We start from the raw sequence: 17,802 nt of genomic DNA on the forward strand, positions 1-17,802 counted from the left end.
AACCCCGTTTTTCAGGTTTTTCTCTCGACTGACGGAACTTTTGCAAACTTGTTTTCTTGCTGCCCTGTCAGTGGATGCGCATTATAGGGACTGCAAAAAATGGCGCAAGTGTTAAATGCAAAAAAAATCTCAACCGCGTTTTTTTTCAACACCCACACTAACAAATCAAGCTATTGCCGATTTAAATGTAAGATATATTTTTAATGAAAACAGAAACTTGATCCCAGTCCGTATATTCGACCTCCTTGCTGGTATCAGTCTCCCCTCCTGTCATTTTCATGATTAGGCGGATCATCACACGATCTAACCATCGATAACGAGGATAACGCAAAGCCCCCGCAAACACCGCACACTGCTGTGGGCGCCATGGTGACTGCTGTAAAAACTTGCGTGTGTAGGCATTGGTTTCTGGCGAACACTTATCAGGTTTGCGTGCTGTTAGATTAACGGCAAAAAAAGCGGTTGGCATCTGATTTAGTTGAGTGGCATAACGCGTGGCAAACTTCATTAATGTTGGATGAAAACGACCATACCGCACTGATGCCCCGACCACCACCTGCTGGTAGTTCTCCAATAGGACATCATCGCATTGGTGCAAATCAAGCAAATCACAATCTCTGCTTGAGCGTAGTCGAGCTGCTATCTGCTCAGCGATGATACGGGTTTGGCCATCACGGCTGGAGTAGAGGATTAGCGCTTTCATGGTGTTGGATATGAACACCTCCCGTTTGTAGGTTTTCTGGTTGTTGAGCACTGAGCACGCCACACTCATCACCATTTACCGTACAATCTTTCAGCATTCCCTCGTAAAAATGTTTAGTGTTGGTGGTCAAGTTACCGCAATATACATGCCAACGGCAACGTTAACTGTATACTCAAAAACCCCAAAATCGACTGTAGGAGAGGATATGCCTGAGTTACCAGAAGTTGAAACCAGCCGTCGTGGTATTGAACCCTACCTGGTTGGCCATACCATTCAGTACTGCTTGGTACGTAACTCACGCTTACGCTGGCCTGTTTCTGAGCAGATCCTGACTTTGTGTGATCAAACCGTTATTAGCGTCAAACGGCGTGCCAAGTATTTACTGATCGAATTACCTCGCGGTTGGATTATTGTTCATTTGGGGATGTCTGGTCGCTTACGGATACTCACTGAAGAAAATGCCCCTGGAAAGCATGATCATGTCGATCTGGTGATGAACAACGGCCATATTTTGCGCTACACCGATCCACGTCGTTTTGGTGCTTGGTTGTGGAGTGATGATCTGGATCAGTGCCGTCTATTCACTCACCTAGGCCCTGAGCCGCTTAGTGAACAGTTTACCGGCAGCTATCTGTATCAACAGTCACGCGGTAAGCGTAGCCAGATAAAGCCTTGGTTAATGGATAATAAATTAGTAGTCGGCGTCGGTAACATCTATGCCAGTGAGTCACTTTTTACTGCGGGGATACGCCCTGATCGTGCCATCTGTTCCCTGCAACCAGACGAAGCAGAGCGGCTGGCTGCTGCGATCAAGATCGTTTTACAACGTGCTATTGCCCAAGGCGGCACAACGCTGCGCGATTTTTTGCAGTCTGATGGTAACGCTGGCTATTTCGCCCAAGAATTACAGGTTTATGGTAGAGCCGGAGAACCTTGTCGTACCTGCGGTACACCGATTGAAAGCTGCCGACACGGGCAACGTAGCACTTTTTTCTGTGCTACCTGTCAACACTGAGCTGTGAGTTAACATCATCAGTTAACCGCAAGCTTCTTTACTAGCGCTTCCGCCACCACTTCAGGTAAAAAGGGGGTGACATTTCCCCCGTGACGCGCCACCTCTTTTACTAACGATGACGAGATAAATGACCACTGTTCTGATGGCATCAAAAATACGCTCTCCAGTTCCGGCATCAGATGACGGTTCATCTTTGCCAACTGTAGCTCATACTCAAAATCAGAAACTGCGCGCAGACCACGCACCAAAATGTTAGCTTGCTGATGAGCAGCAAAATGTGCCATTAACTCACTAAAGCCAATCACACTGACATTTTCAATCTGTACAGTCGCCTGTGTTGCCAGTTCTACCCGCTCTTCGAGGGTAAAGAGTGGCTTTTTACTTGGGCTTGCCGCAATCGCAACAATAACCGTATCAAACATATTAGCCGCTCGCGTGATCAAATCGAGATGCCCGTTGGTCATTGGATCGAAGGTGCCAGGGTAAATTGCTTTACTGCCCATGTGCTATTTTTCTCGCTGATCATGCTGTGACGCCCACAGCATTGTGTATTTATTGAACGTATATTGTGCGTTCACCACAGCTAACAATAGTCCTTGTCTGCCATCCAGAAACCCAGCTCGTAGCAACCAGGTTTTGCAAAACGCTGCCAAGGTATGCGAGAAAATCGATAAATAGCGACATTGTTTACCCGCCTGCTGTCGTTGTTTAGCCCACTGCTGCGCATATTGTAGCTGCTTGCGCTGAAACGTGTGCAAATCACGACAGGTCAAATGCAGCAATTCACCGTGCAGGGTAACAATTTTTGCCCCGTTGGTTTCAAGCGACTCATGCACTAAATCGTCGTTGTAGTGGTAACGCTGATTGGCATACAGTCGATTTACGCGATCAGGGTACCAACCACTGTGACGCATAAAACGCCCTAAGAACAGGTTGCGACGATTAATACTGTAGACAACATCATCATTCGCCGAGGTCAATACAGACTCGATCTCCCGCTGCAGCTCTGTCGTCACTCGCTCGTCAGCGTCCAGCATCAACACATACTGTTGAGTCGCGTAATGCTGGGCTTTCTGCCGCTGCTTACCAAATCCCTGCCAATCGGTATCGACAAAAACTTTTGCTCCCAATAGGCTCGCCAACTCCACTGAGTTGTCCTGGCTGCCGGAGTCGAGCACAATCACCTCATCTGCCCAACTGACAGAGGCCAGACAATCCGGCAGTAGCTCCGCCTCATTTTTGGCAATAATCACTACTGAAAGCGTTTTTCTTGCACTCATTTAGTGGCTCCGTGGTGGCAAATAAGGTTCTAACAGTAGTAACAACCGTTGCAGCGCACCTTGATTCTGGTGCAATACTTCCACTGCATGGCGTCCATGGTAGCGGCGATAATCTTCATCATTGAGTAATGTTGCGATCTCATTTGCCAGCATATCGCCCTCTTTCACTGTGATTAAACCCTGAGCCTGAGCCAATTTGGTACAGATATCTTTAAAGTTGAAAGTATGTGGCCCCATCAAAACTGGGATCGCATGAGCGGCCGCCTCCAATGGATTATGTCCACCACGTTCCACTAAGCTGCCGCCGACAAAGGCTAAATCGGCGATACCATACAGCAACATCAACTCGCCCATAGTATCGCCAATAACAATTTGCGTGCTACTGGATGGAACTTCACCGCTACTGCGGGTGATGTAGCTAAATCCAGACTTTTGCGTCAATGCCTTCGCGATGGAAAAACGTTCTGGATGACGAGGTACCAGTATCAGCAACAGGTCGGGATAGGTTGCTAATAACCGACGCTGAGTCGCCAGCAAAATCGCCTCTTCACCCTCATGGGTGCTGGCAGCGATCCAGACTGGTCGATGTGGCGCCCACTGTCGACGCAGAGCCACCGCCCGCGCTGCCAGCTCGGGGGTCACCGAGATATCAAACTTTAGGCTACCGGTGACGGTCAATTGCGAACGTTTCAATCCCAACGCAATAAAGCGCTCACCATCCTCCTGGTTTTGCGCTGCAATCAAAGTAATACGTTGCAGTGTTTCACGGATAAAGCCACCAAGCTTGCTATAACCTGTGGCTGAACGTGCAGAGAGGCGAGCATTCGCAATAACCAGCGGTATCTGCCGTTGATAAAGCACGTTGATCAGATTAGGCCACAGTTCCGTTTCCATGATAATCACCAATTTAGGCTGAACATGGTCGAAAAAGCGATTCATTGCGCCGGGCAAATCATAAGGCAGATAGACGTGGTGGACATCATTACCAAACGCTGAGCGCACACGCTCTGAACCTGTCGGCGTCATCGTTGTTACCGTGATCGGTAAATAGGGATAGCGATGGCGCAAGGCTCGCACCAGAGGGATGGCTGCCAGTGTTTCCCCAACAGAAACGGAGTGCAGCATAATGCCGTGCGGCTCGACTTTTCCGGCACAAAAGCCATAACGTTCAGCCCAACGTTTACGATAAGCGGGTGCCTTACGGCTGCGCAGCAGTAAACGCAGCCAAATCAGCGGTTGGAGCAGGTAAAACAGTGCCTGATATAGACGGAGCAGCATACTATCAACTTCATTTATACGCGTTGCGCAGAATGGTACCACAATCAGCAGGGAAAGACGCTACCAGCCGCATCGTTTATCCACCAGCACCGCCCCCCCCGCTCACCCCATCACAACACCAAACAATGCTCCCACTGCTGAAGATACCCCCATCGCCAACATGCTCCAAAAACTAATACGCAGCACGCCAGGCAAGATTGGCGCCCCACCCGTCTTTGCTGCCACCCCCCCCAAAATAGCAAGAGAGATCAGCGTAGTCATCATAACAGCACTGATCACCCACTCTGCTGGTGCGAGAAAAGTGACTAATAGCGGCAACAACGCACCAACAGCAAAACTGGCAGCCGACGCCCACGCTGCCTGCAATGGACGCGCCGTCGTGATCGTGGAAATGCCCAGTTCATCACGCGCATGGGCCGCCAGTGCATCATGCCGCATCAACTGTTCCGCAACCTGTTCGGCCAGTTCGGCATCCAAACCGCGCTGCATATAAATAAAGGTTAACTCACGATGCTCATGATGATAATTTTCGGCTATCTCAGCCGCCTCCTCAGCCAAAGCAGCCTTTTCGGTATCCGATTGTGAAGAGACCGAGACATACTCTCCTGTCGCCATTGACATCGCCCCCGCCACCAACCCGGCAATTCCGGTTAACACAATCGCCTGTTGACTGCTGCTCGCTGCCGCCACGCCCACCAGCAGACTGGCGGTTGAGACAATGCCATCATTGGCGCCCAGCACCGCTGCACGCAACCAACCAATTTTCTCTATATTGTGCAGCTCTCTATGCATAGTGTGCATATCGCCTCCAGAATTTATAAACGACCAGGTTTAACTTATTACAAGCAAATGAAAAATAAATTTAAAGCCGTTAGCGCTTACCCCGACAGCTATCACTGATGTTGGGGTAAGCGACTCATCACCGTTGTAAATAATGCTGTAGTAACGGGTGCAGCTGTAAGGGTATTAGCTCCAAAAGGATAACAGCCCCGACATTACATGCTCTGCACCACACCATTCAGTCGTAACAAAACAGAACCAAGAGAATAATAACAATTTGATTTATAAATTATTATCCAACCTGTTCTAACAACTGATAGCAACTGCTGTGCTGTTCACCTTCAGGTGCAGACAAGAAACCAGACTGCCGCCAGTAGTGATAATAGCTCTCCAACAACGGTTTTATCTCGAGCGGTGCTGCGGTTGCATCAACCAGCACTTTTTCCACCACATCAAGTGCTGATTCAGGAACGGCTTGTTGTGCTGACAAGTAGAATGCCTTAAACGGATAGAGTGCGTTATCACTGCCAATCTGTGCCACCCAGTCACTCGACCAGATTTCCGGTGCCACCAAGCGCACTGAATGCCCTTTACTGATCAAGTATTGGAATAGATGCCGCCAACTGACAGTGGCAAGATAGCCCAAGTTCAACGCACGATTAAGATAGTGCCCAGCACTACTGGCCGCAACCACCAAAGTAGCCAACCTATCAACTGGACTGATATCTAAACGATTATCTCGCCAATCAGGAGCCACCCCAATCTGTAGGCAGCCCTTGATCACACTCAAGGTATGGTTATTTTCTACATTAGAAGCACCATGTTGTGTTGAGCCAGTAATGTTACCCATGCGGTAAATTGCTCCGTGCAATCCACCTGCAAATGCCTGCATCATCAAGTGTTCACACACCCATTTGCTCTGCACATAGCCATTCGCTGTTGGCAAGCTCTCGGCAATCTCTGCTTCACACAAACGGTTGCCCTGCTGTGCAGCCGTCGAAAGTGTGGAGATGTAAAACAGTTGCTTCGCCCGGCCCTGACAGCACAGCGCTAATAGCTCACTGGTGCTCTGCACATTGCTATCACGCAAGGTGCTATAACTGTGCAGATGATTAACCCAGGCACCACAGTGGTAAATCACATCGATTTGCTGCGCTAATCGCTGCCAACTTTGCTGCGATAGTGCCAAGCGCGCAGTGCTCAGATCACCCTTGATCACCTCGAGCCGCTGTTCATCCAACGTAAGTTGGTAACGTTGTGCCGTTTGCCGTAACCGTTGTAGCCCATTGTCACCACGTACCACGCAGTACACGATTGCCCGAGGATGTTGCTGTTGCAGCTCTGCCAACAGATAAATCCCCAAGAAGCCTGCTGCGCCAGTGAGCAAAATATGCTCAAAGACCACCTGAGGTGCAGAAATAAACGACATCGCAGGCAGTTGTTTATCGCGTGTCATCTGCGGTTCGGCATCCTCCTGCTCAAGCTGTTTACCCTGCAGGCTCGCCGCCAGTACAGCCAGGCTACGAGCAGAAAACACCGTCGCCACCAGTGCCGTTTTCGCTAACCGCTTGGTGATCAAGTCACACATTTTGATCACCAGCAGCGAATGGCCACCAAGAGCAAAGAAGTTATCATCACGGCTAACCTGCTCAACCGCCAACAGCTCACGCCAAATCGCTGCTAGCCCTTGTTCGATCTCCCCTTCAGGAGCAACATATTCAGCACGGGCAAAGGCCTGCTGGTTCGGCTCGGGTAGCGCACGTTTATCCAGTTTGCCATTCGGTGTCAGCGGTAATTCAGTGATCGGCACATAGGCGACCGGCAACATATAGTCTGGTAAGCGTGCCGCCAAGTACTGACGTAATGTCATAGCATCAATTCGCTGTTTGGCGTTGGCGATCAGATAAGCCACTAATTGCAGCGCATTCGCTTCACCACGTGCCACTACTACTGCTTCATTCACCGATGGATGCTGACTGAGTTGCGCCGCGATCTCGCCCAGTTCAATACGGAAACCACGGATCTTTACCTGCTCATCATTGCGTCCTAAGTAAGCTAACTGCCCATCAGCTCGCCAACGTCCAAGATCACCACTGCGATAAATACGTGCCTGCGGTTCCAGACTAAACGGATCGGGCAGGAAACGCTGTTCGGTTAAATCGGGGCGTTTAAAGTAACCACGCGCCACACCCGTGCCACCAATATAGATCTCCCCTACCGCGCCAGGTGCTACCAACTGTTGTTCACTATCAAGCAGATAAATGCAAGTGTTCGCAATTGGCCGCCCAATCACTGGCTCACTTAATCCCCCCGCTTCAATCACCACAAAAGTGGCATCAACCGTGGTCTCGGTCGGGCCATAGGTATTGACCGCGCAGAGTTTCTCCGTTTGTTGTAGCCGTCGCCACAGCTCAGCCGACAGCGCCTCTCCACCGACAAAAAGTAGCAATTTTCCAGTAAGTTGTGTCACCAGCCCAGCACTCAACACCCCCTCAAGTTGTGACGGCGTACAACAAAAGTAGTTGGCGTTTTCCCGGATCAGGTGATGCACAATTTTTTCTGGATCATACTTATCATCAGATGCGGTCAGGCTTAATTGGCCGCCATGAAACAGCAGTGCCAACTCATCCCAGCAGAAATCGAACATCACGCTGAAATTCAGCACCGTTCGCGCTACCTCTACCCCCAGTTTTAGCAGTGCATCTCCGGTCGCCATGACCAAATTGACAATTTGTTGATGTTCGACCATCACCCCTTTCGGTTGCCCGGTCGAACCTGACGTGTAACTCAGGTAGGCTAAGCAGTTTGGCATCAGTGTCGGCAACACAGGGTCATCTGTGCTGCCGTGTTCAAACAGTGCTGCCTCCAGCGCTAAGGTCGTAATGTTGTGCTGCCCCAACACAGCGCTGCCCAACTGATCAGCCAGCAGCAGCAGTGGTTCAGCATCCTGCAAAATATAGCGTAGCCGCTCTGCAGGATAACTCGGATCCAACGGTACATAGACGCCTCCCGCTTTTAAGATCGCTAACATCGCTACAATCAGTTCGATACTGCGTTCCGCACAGAGTGCCACCCGCTGTTCAGGTCGCACGCCTTGCGCAATTAAACGGTGCGCCAGTCGGTTAGCTCGCTGATTTAACTCACGATAGCTAACCTGATGCTCACCGTAGCGCAGTGCGGTAGCATCCGCATATTGACTCAGTTGTAGACTAAACAGCGCCGGTAACGTCGCCAACGCTGGCGGGGTTGTTAATAACTTAACCTCTGAATTCCCCCAAACACGCAACTGCTGGTAATCATGGGGTGACAGAAACTCCAACAAACTGACGGGCAATTCCGCATTGCTCTGTTGTTTCGCCTCTGCAAGCAAGCGCAGCAGATGTGTTGTGATCTGTTCCACCTCGGTTATTGTGATTTGCTGTTGATCATAAACCCAGTGAAAGTGCTGCCGATCAGCAGCAATATGCAACGTCAACAGTTGCCCCACCGCCTGCTGCTCTAACGTGCTTGTCTGATCCTCCGGTTCAGCAAGCACCACTGCTAACGGCCAAGGACGCGCTTTAGCCAACCAGCGCTGACCGGCAATAATTTGCTGAATTACCGTTTCGGATAAACAGGCTGGCAGTCGCTGCCAGTGCTGACAGCGATCGCGGACCTGCAATGCAATCTCAGCAAAAGTACGGCTGAGATCTATCGCGATCTCAAACGGCGATAACGGTGCCAACAGCATGGCCGCCATCTCCCCCGTTAGCGTTTGGTCAGCGTGCTGCCGCCACGCCAACTGAAAACGCTCATCGCGATTGCTATGATCACGCGCCAGATAAATAAACCATGCCGTCAGCAGATCAACATCACTCACCATACCGTCACTCGGCAACAGATCGGTCAGACTATAGTGGCGGGTTTTTTGCCATTGTGATTGCTGATCAGCGCTGGCAGGTTGGCTGACCGTTTTCTCGGTATGTGATGACAGTTGTGCCAATACTGGTTCGGTTAAACAGTCTCGCCAAACAGATTGCTGCGGTAACAGACGGTTTCGACAGTCAGATAGCCGTTGTGCCTGTGATGCTGAAATCAATGGTAACGGCGTGCCAACCTGCAATCCGCAACGTTCAGCCAATGTCTTCGCTGCCACGGCATCACCTATTTCATCCCGTAACTCTCGCAGATACACCGCGCCCTGCTTCACTGCAATCAACCAGCCGGCATCATCAATCGCCAGCACAGTACCAGGCAACGCGTCCGGTTGTGTGCTGACTCGGCACTCAAGCTGAGCCACCAAGATCATCTGTTCGGCCAATCGCACTCTGGGCAGTACAAACGCACCCACACTAGAGCCTAGCCAACCGCTGGCATAGATCTGGCGCTCCAACTGCTCCGCCGGTAACTGCCACTGTAAAAAACCGGCTGCATTCGGCTGCTGGCGTTGAAAGTAGAGACTATCCTGTAAAACCTGATCGCCATCCAGTTGACAATCAACCAGTAACTCAGCAACGCTCTTTTCTGGGTGATCGGTTAAAAAGTTGATGATCGACTGCAATTTTTTATTTAACTGGGCAAGTTGTGGATAGCTGTATCCTGGTGTCACGTCATCAAAGATCACTTTGATGTCATTTTCCTCTCCGCCCCAAAATGTAATCTGCAATTCCGCGTCATCTCTATTGGCACCCAAATAACTGACGGAGTGAGCAGATGCAAAGTCTTCGCCTCGCCCAAAAACCATCACGTTGATAACCGGGCCAAAACCAGCGATTTCTCTATAGCCAGATAAACGCTGGACATCTTCGCCCCGATAACGCTGATGTTTCAGTATGGTACGGATCTCTTTAGCCACGAATTGAATCACCGCCTGCATACTCATGTCGTCAGGGAGATTAACCAGTAGCGGTAGCACGTTAGAAGTCATGCCTAACCCAACCACTTTACCGGTGCCGGGAACCGGCATACTGACGGAAAAACGCGGTTGGCCCATCAAGGTACGAATTAATAATACTGCGGCGGTAAATAACATCACCTGCTCTGAAACACCACGAGCCATTTCTGTACTCTGGATTGTTTTTCGCTGCTGTTGCGTGATCACCGACAGATACTTAGCCGGCTGTTTATTCGCACCCGTTAACTGTCGACGCCATGATAGCGCATAAGATTTTAACTCACTGATATAATCAGACCAAAACGCCTCATCCCTTAATCTTTTTTTAGAGTTTTGATAATCTTGGTCTGCTATTGCGATAGCATCAAATACAAACTGGCTAAGTTCACTCTCGATCTTATCAAGCTTAGCGATGTTGTTATAGGTTTTGGTTAATAATAACTCGAGCAGTGCAAAACTACGCCCGTCGATCAATACATGATGAAACCAAATATTCAAAACAAATTTTTTATCTTCAAGAATATAGAGTATAAAACCATAAAGCGCACCGTCGCCGATAATAGAGGCTTGTTTTGCCTGTTCTCGGCTCTGCCGCATTTTCCGATATGCCTCTGCCAATGGATCAGAATACTGACGCAAATCAGAGATCTGTAATGGATGTGCAATACGCTGGTCATGGATCTGCCATAGCTCGCCATTGACGTAAGAAAATCTGGTCTGCAACAACGGCAAATGATTAATCAGCACCTTAATCGAACTTGCTAAATATTCTATATCTAGCGCCCCTTCAATAATGCGATACGAGTAGGCGACACAATTTAGTTCAGGAGTGGTTTTTTCCACCAAAAACATCTCCTGCTGAGCACGAGTTGCTATCGTAACCGATGAGACAACATCAGGCGTGGGTGTCCCTTTGCATTGTTCAATAATCATGTTACTTCTCCAAAATCGGTAAAAACTCTCTACACTGTCCAATACCCAACATCAGCCAAAGAAATTTCCATATAAAAACAAGACAATAACAACAAAAAGCATTTTAATATCACTAAACAGACAGCAGAGATCAGCCCCCGGCTAACTGTTAGCAAACCGACTTACCACGCTTTTTAACACGCTAAAAAATAGAAATAAATTTCAATGAAAACCAATAATAAACTCACATCAATTAAAGGTAATTAGCATATAACTTTTTATATTAAAAAATTATATAAGAAAGCAAAATAACCCCCTCACAATCAGATTTAGGAACAAATAATATAATTATAAAAAATAAAGGCAAGTACCCAAGGGAAGCAGTAGATTAACATGAACATTTTATTCAATTCAGTAAAAGAGAGAATGGCACAGTGCGATGAACACCTCAGTATCACTATTCAGCAAGTCTCCCCAAGTTTCTTATTGCCAAATCTCAGCAAGAAATAACAACTATTTTCAAATATCAGAGTTTAATGTAAATAAATTCTGTTCAAAAAGATAAAAGCTCCAACAAGATAGAAGGTTCTACTTACGCCACCCGCTGCAAGTGAAGGCCCTCAATTGTTCAATAAACAGACTGATTAAAGTAGCACCCGCCATCCTGAACAAAAAGCAACCGAATTTACATCTCACGGAATAGATAAATTTGGTATATTTTATCGGTAAACAATATAAAAATGAGCAATTAAACCACCCAACGCACCAGTCGCACCACACTGTGTGCCATGCTAACGAACCTTGGTTGACACTGTGACAGTCAGCGAGATGAAATCAATTAAAATAACTGATTTATTTAAATATATTTAAAAACAAACCAGCAATTGTCAAAATAGACTTAATAAAATACTGGCTAAAAACTGATTACGATAAAGCCCAGAAAAATATTGCCGTCAGCAAACACAACCCTCAAAATTAAAAAAATCAAAAAGATATAATGAAGTAAATCTTATCTCTATCTGATTGCACGTTATTACTGCTGTCTGTTGTGACACCACCAGATCCAAAACTGCAACCGCTCCGTCAGCAGCCGCTGATTTCCAGCCGATCATGATTAGTATTATTGTTCCAGCCACAGCCAATCATCACGGATGTTGTCACCGCACAACGGTACACAACAAAGAAAATTCAAATCACCTCAACGCTTAAAAAGCGGCTGCACGCTCTATTACCACTAGAACAACCAGCAGAAAAATAAAGATTTTTATTTTAAGCCCCACCTTTAAAAGGTTGATAAAGGAAAGCGATGCACACCAACAGATAATCTAGTAGTAAAAAAAGAAAAGAAATTCTCAATCTGCGCTCTATAATACTGGGATATTCTTGGTCGCTGTAATATTTTCTTAATCCTTCTCTAAAATGAGGCTACTATGCTCTCCGTTATTATGTTCATGAATGGGCTATGCTTAATGGTATTGGAAATGGTTGGCGCACGGCTATTAGCTCCATGGCTGGGCACTTCTACTGTTGTCTGGACTAGCCTGATTGGGGTGATCCTCGCCTTTTTAAGCCTAGGATATTGGTTAGGTGGAAAACTGGCAGATTCGTTACTAAGCACCACAACGCCCGCTACCCAAACCGCCGACAACTCATCCAAACAGCAACTCAACAAAGCAAGAAGCGTGCTTGCTCGGTTACTGTTCTGTGCTGGTGTTACCGTACTGCTCACCGCTGTGCTGCAACAGCCACTGCTCAGTTGGCTAACAACGCTGACTAGCACACTGCATGTGAGCGCAGTGTTGGCAGCAATCTTGTTGTTCGCATTGCCAGGATTACTCTCGGGAATGGTTTCGCCATTTACCATGCGTCTGGCAATCACCAGCCAGAGCAGTGCCGGCAGCACCATTGGTCGCCTGAATGCTATTGCGACTGTCGGCAGTATCGTTGGCACCTTTCTCGGTGGCTTCGTATTAATCTCTTGGTTTGGCAGCCGCGAAATTGTTCTTGCCATCGCAATTTGTTATCTGTTGGTCGCGCTCTGCACCTATCGTCTGTCTTTACGCAATACCACTGCTGCGGTAGCAATTTTTGCTGTCGCCTTTATCATCGAGCAGAAGGTCGCCTTGAGCAGCAATAATATGATCACCTTAGAGACACGCTACAACACCTTGCGTATTGCCGATGGTTTTCATGGTTCCAGACCCGCACGCTACATGATCACCGATCCGGGTAGCGCGCAATCGGGTACCTATCTGGATAGCCCGGAAGACTTGGTATTTGAGTACACCTACTTCTATCAGCTCGCCAGCGCGCTAGCCCCACAGGCGAACAATGTACTGATGCTCGGTGGCGGTGGCTACTCAGTGCCGAAATGGCTGCTGAGCAGTCATGGACCATTAGGTCGCAATGCACATCTTGACGTTGTCGAACTCGATCCCGGCATTAGTCAGGCCGCAGCAGACTATTTCTTCGCACCAGTAAACGATCCTCGGTTACATATCCACCATGAAGATGCTCGGGTATTCATCAATCGCCAGTTGAACAGCCCAACCCCCCCCTCATACGATTTGATCTTCACGGATGTTTTTAACTCACATTACTTTGTGCCATTCCATGTCGGCACACGCGAATCTGCCGCCAAGATGCGCGCACTACTTAAACCCGATGGCATAGTGATGATGAATATTATCAGTGCGATTGAGGGTGATAATGGTCGGCTATTACGTGGTATCTACCACGCATTTCGTCAGGAGTTTGCCGAAGTGATGCTGATACCGGTCAATTACCCCGGTTCCGCTGAAGAGATGCAGAATGTGATGCTGATGGCTTTCGCCACCAAAGGCACCGTCAATGAGCAGGTGATAGCCAACCTTCCGCCCTATATCGCGGCAATGTATAGCGTCCGCTGGCGTCAGCCGGTGAGTGAAGACATTCCAGCTCTGGTAGATAACTTTGCTCCGGTTGAGCGCTATATGCTGGGATTTTTAAATCGCTAGGCGCCCTGCAGTTCCCTCCAATGGCGGGATGAAAATGTTGTGATACAGGATAATATTCCCTCCCCTTAGCAACGGGAGAACCCGTGTGGGGGTTAATGCCTTACCCCCACACGGGCTGAATGCGTTTCCGTTGTCCGAGATAGTCCCCCTTGTCCCTTAGCAGGGAAAGGTGTAGTGGTAGAGCAATATGTTCACCACCTGATTCAAGCTGCTAACTTACCGCTACTCCACAGCCAGAGCCTGAGCACAAGCCCAGGCAGAACTCCATGCCCACTGAAAGTTATAACCGCCCAACCAGCCAGTGACATCAACCACTTCGCCAATAAAATATAACCCGGGCACCGCAGTTGCCTGCATCGTTTTAGAGGAGAGTGTACGCGTATCCACACCACCTAACGTCACCTCGGCGGTGCGATAGCCTTCAGTGCCATTTGGCTGGATACGCCAGTTCTGTAGCTGGTTGACCAATGCAATCTGTTGTGCCGGTGTTAACTGTTTGAGAGTCAGTTCTGGCACCACTTTCAGCAGTTGTAAAAATTCGACCACTCGTTTCGGTAAATAGGATGCCAAACTGTTCTTGACGCTCTGATTCGGGTGGCTCTGCCGTTGCTGATCCAAAAATGCCGCCAAATCACACTGTGGCAGCAAATCGATATTGATAAATTCGCCAGCCTGCCAATAGTTAGAGATCTGCAATATTGCCGGACCAGAAATACCACGGTGCGTAAACAGGATATTTTCACGAAACTGCACACCGCTCTCGCTGCTAACCACACTCGGCAGTGAAACACCAGACAACAGCGCAGAGTGTTCGAGTAACGGTTTATGCAATGTCAGCGGTACCAAGCCAGCACGTGTCGGCAGCACATTGATACCAAACTGCTGAGCCAACTGATAGCCAAACGGCGAAGCGCCTAAACCCGGCATCGATAATCCACCGCTAGCCACGACCAGTGAACGCGTAGTGATATTGCCGCTACTCAGTTGCAGAGCAAAACCCTGATCGATTTTTTCCACCGCCAACACGTTACTACGCAAGCGCAGTTCTACTGCACCAAGTTGGCACTCACTGACCAGCAGATCGACTATCTGTTGCGCTGAGTCGTCACAAAATAGCTGGCCCAGCGTCTTCTCGTGGTATGCGATACCATAGCGGTTGACCAGTTCAATAAAATCCCACTGGCTATAACGTGCCAGTGCGGACTTGCAGAAATGGGGGTTACTGGAAAGATAAGCGGCTGGTTCAATATATAAATTGGTAAAATTACAGTGCCCTCCGCCCGACATCAGGATTTTACGCCCCGGTTTCTTGCCGTTGTCAACCAGCAGCACACGACAACCTAGCTGACCGGCCTGTGCGGCACAAAACATCCCTGCTGCACCGGCCCCAATTACCACCACATCAAAATGTTGCATAACCGCCTCTGGCGCGAAGATCAGCGCATTTTACGTTCCACTGAAGAGATTGCGCCACGCCGTCTAGCACCGACAGTGGCGGATGCAAGTTTATCCGATTAGGCACCCAGTGTCGCCCACTCACATTAAGCGCATTCATCACTGGATGGTGCAGTTGTGATGTTGATGCAACACGAATGACTGCCAGCTAAATTTTCTTTACCGCATACAACCCAACGCTGTTCGGTGTCAGTACGCTGTCGTTTCAAGCCACAAGCTCGGCAAAAAACGCTTTTCAACCGAAATGGGCGCAGTGATGACAACAAAATCACAAAAATATCATTTTTTGCTTTTCCCAATCTCGGTTGTCGCCGATAATGCGCGCCGTTCAACTCCACAAAAACTGGCGTCATGCTTATGCTTCATTTGTTTACCGGGCTGGATTTATATACCAGCGCAATGTTGATTCTGGCACTGCTGTTTGTTCTGTTTTATGAAGCCATCAATGGTTTTCATGATACTGCTAACGCGGTAGCCACCGTGATTTACACTCGTGCCATGCGCTCGCAGCTCGCAGTAGTGATGGCTGGGGTATTTAATTTTGTTGGTGTCATGCTCGGCGGTCTCACTGTCGCCTATGCGATTGTTCACCTACTGCCGACCGATCTGCTGCTAAATGTCAGTTCTGCACACGGATTGGCGATGGTGTTTTCAATGCTGTTTGCTGCGATTGTCTGGAACCTCGGCACCTGGTATTTAGGCCTGCCTGCTTCCAGTTCGCACACGCTGATTGGCTCAATTATTGGTGTCGGCTTAACTAATGCGCTGGTCACCAACACATCGGTGGTCGACGCACTGAATGTGCCGAAGATGGTGAGCATCTTCCTGTCGTTAATCTTTTCACCGTTGGTCGGTATGATGATTGCCGGTCTGATGGTGTTTTTACTGCGCCGCTGCTGGAGCAATACCAAGAAACGCCAGCGTATCCATATGACCCCCGCTGAGCGTGAAAAAGTCGATGGCAAACGCAAACCACCATTCTGGACACGAATTGCGTTGATCCTCTCGGCGATTGGTGTCAGCTTCTCGCATGGTGCCAATGATGGCCAAAAAGGGATTGGTCTGATTATGTTAGTGCTGATTGGTGTCGCCCCGGCTGGCTTCGTACTGAATATGAGTTCGAGCAGCTACGACATCACTCGCACACGCGATGCCGTAGTCAACCTACAACGTTTTTATCAGCAGCACGACCAATTGCTGCCACTGGTGGCGAAGCAGGTTGCACCGCAAGCGGGTATCGAGCAGTCTGACACCATGTCTGATGTTGGCGGTCAGTTCCATTGCGATAGCAGTCGAGTGCTGGTGGCAATCGATCACTCCCTCAGCCTGTTAAACAATCTGCAAAGTTACCAACAGCTCACTGTTGATCAACGCAGCCAGCTGCGCCGTCTGCTGATGTGTGTCACCGAAGTGGCGGATAAAGTGGCCAAACTGCCAGAGACTTCGGCAGAAGATCAGCGCTTCCTGAAAAAGCTGCGTGCAGATCTGCTAGAGACCGTTGAATATGCACCGACCTGGATTATTGTCGCTGTCGCCTTGGCACTGTCGATCGGTACCATGATTGGCTGGCGCAGAGTCGCCACCACCATCGGCGAGAAGATCGGCAAGAAAGGGATGACCTATGCTCAAGGGGTGTCGGCACAGATGACCGCCGCATTCTCGATTGGTGTCGCCAGTTATACCGGGATGCCGGTTTCAACCACTCACGTACTCTCCTCTGCGGTAGCAGGAACCATGATAGCCGATGGTGGCGGAGTGCAGAGTAAAACGGTGAAAAGCATTGCGCTAGCTTGGGCGTTAACGCTGCCCGTTTCTATGCTGCTCTCTGGCGGCCTGTACTGGTTAGCACTGCGTTTTATCTAATCACTACGTTTCGAGGCAGTTCTCTGCTGCCTCGAAACCAGGTCATTTCCCCTCCTCACATCACCAATCTGCAGCACAAAATCGACCCGTTAAATTGTGGCAATCACTGGCGGCTTTCGCCTGGCTATCAGGTCAATAAAGGCTGATAAAATAATCAGTCATGAATAACGCTAAACAGCATGTCGTGAAAAGAGTGGGCATAAACACAAAAAGATACATTTCTTCTTATAAACAATAAGTAACAATTGACATTGTGACGAGAAAATAACAGCATTGCGAGCAATAAATAACACCCTGGAACGGGTGACTTTTTTAGCTATTGATTGTGACTGCACATCACCAACGGAAACACGCTGCCAGGTAGGCGGCCGACAGGGAGACAAGGGAACGGAGCGCTTGACTATGCCACTCATCACTGATCATCCTAGCAACACGCAAACAGCGTGCTACCCGCTATTATATCCTCTGCTATCGGCATCGATTGCTGCCAGCATTGGCTTACCGCTGCACCGACACAGGGTGCGCTCACTCTTGCTGAGCGGGGCGTTGAGCCATGGCCGATAACTTTCCCCAATTAAGGCGCTTCAACTTCTACCAGTTGGTAGAACTGCTGCGCGCGCTCTCGGATCGCAAAGCCGACCCGCTGC

General features: G+C 48.9%; 10 protein-coding genes. 3 read left to right on the forward strand and 7 right to left on the reverse strand.

The window, feature by feature from the left end; all coding sequences use genetic code 11:
* Nucleotides 1-181: 181 nt before the first annotated feature.
* On the reverse strand, nt 182-703 hold the full coding sequence (gene hemG, locus EOJ37_RS12745; RefSeq protein WP_127960293.1) for a menaquinone-dependent protoporphyrinogen IX dehydrogenase: 522 nt from the start codon (nt 701-703) through the stop codon (nt 182-184).
* Nucleotides 704-908: 205 nt separating this feature from the next.
* On the opposite strand from hemG, the gene mutM reads away from it, so the two are divergent.
* Nucleotides 909-1,718, forward strand: coding sequence for a bifunctional DNA-formamidopyrimidine glycosylase/DNA-(apurinic or apyrimidinic site) lyase (gene mutM, locus EOJ37_RS12750; RefSeq protein WP_127960285.1), 810 nt, complete (start codon nt 909-911; stop codon nt 1,716-1,718).
* A 17-nt stretch (nt 1,719-1,735) separates the two neighbouring features.
* Here mutM and coaD read toward each other — a convergent pair whose 3' ends face one another.
* The 5 genes from coaD to EOJ37_RS12775 form a co-directional block, all read right to left on the reverse strand.
* On the reverse strand, nt 1,736-2,221 hold the full coding sequence (coaD, locus tag EOJ37_RS12755; RefSeq protein WP_127960286.1) for a pantetheine-phosphate adenylyltransferase: 486 nt from the start codon (nt 2,219-2,221) through the stop codon (nt 1,736-1,738).
* A gap of 3 nt (nt 2,222-2,224) precedes the next feature.
* Nucleotides 2,225-2,998: a glycosyltransferase family 2 protein gene (locus EOJ37_RS12760; RefSeq protein WP_127960287.1), complete on the reverse strand. Its 774-nt coding sequence runs from the start codon at nt 2,996-2,998 to the stop codon at nt 2,225-2,227.
* A complete protein-coding gene (gene waaA / locus EOJ37_RS12765) occupies nt 2,999-4,276 on the reverse strand; it encodes a lipid IV(A) 3-deoxy-D-manno-octulosonic acid transferase (protein ID WP_127960288.1) in 1,278 nt (425 codons plus the stop codon).
* Between the two features lie 102 nt (nt 4,277-4,378).
* Entirely contained in the window at nt 4,379-5,068 is a 690-nt protein-coding gene (locus EOJ37_RS12770) for a VIT1/CCC1 transporter family protein (protein WP_127960294.1), read from the reverse strand.
* Nucleotides 5,069-5,348: 280 nt separating this feature from the next.
* A complete protein-coding gene (locus EOJ37_RS12775; RefSeq protein ID WP_127960289.1) occupies nt 5,349-10,862 on the reverse strand; it encodes a non-ribosomal peptide synthetase in 5,514 nt (1,837 codons plus the stop codon).
* A 1,409-nt stretch (nt 10,863-12,271) separates the two neighbouring features.
* Here EOJ37_RS12775 and EOJ37_RS12780 point away from each other — a divergent pair.
* Entirely contained in the window at nt 12,272-13,837 is a 1,566-nt protein-coding gene (locus tag EOJ37_RS12780; protein WP_127960290.1) for a fused MFS/spermidine synthase, read from the forward strand.
* Between the two features lie 222 nt (nt 13,838-14,059).
* Here the strand turns inward: EOJ37_RS12780 and EOJ37_RS12785 are convergent, their stop codons facing one another.
* Entirely contained in the window at nt 14,060-15,253 is a 1,194-nt protein-coding gene (locus tag EOJ37_RS12785; RefSeq protein ID WP_127960291.1) for a BaiN/RdsA family NAD(P)/FAD-dependent oxidoreductase, read from the reverse strand.
* A gap of 396 nt (nt 15,254-15,649) precedes the next feature.
* Between EOJ37_RS12785 and pitA the strand changes: the two genes are divergently transcribed.
* A complete protein-coding gene (gene pitA, locus EOJ37_RS12790) occupies nt 15,650-17,155 on the forward strand; it encodes an inorganic phosphate transporter PitA (RefSeq protein ID WP_127960292.1) in 1,506 nt (501 codons plus the stop codon).
* Nucleotides 17,156-17,802 lie beyond the last annotated feature (647 nt).

This window comes from Serratia microhaemolytica (assembly GCF_004011885.1).
Taxonomy (GTDB): Bacteria; Pseudomonadota; Gammaproteobacteria; order Enterobacterales; family Enterobacteriaceae; genus Serratia_G; species Serratia_G microhaemolytica.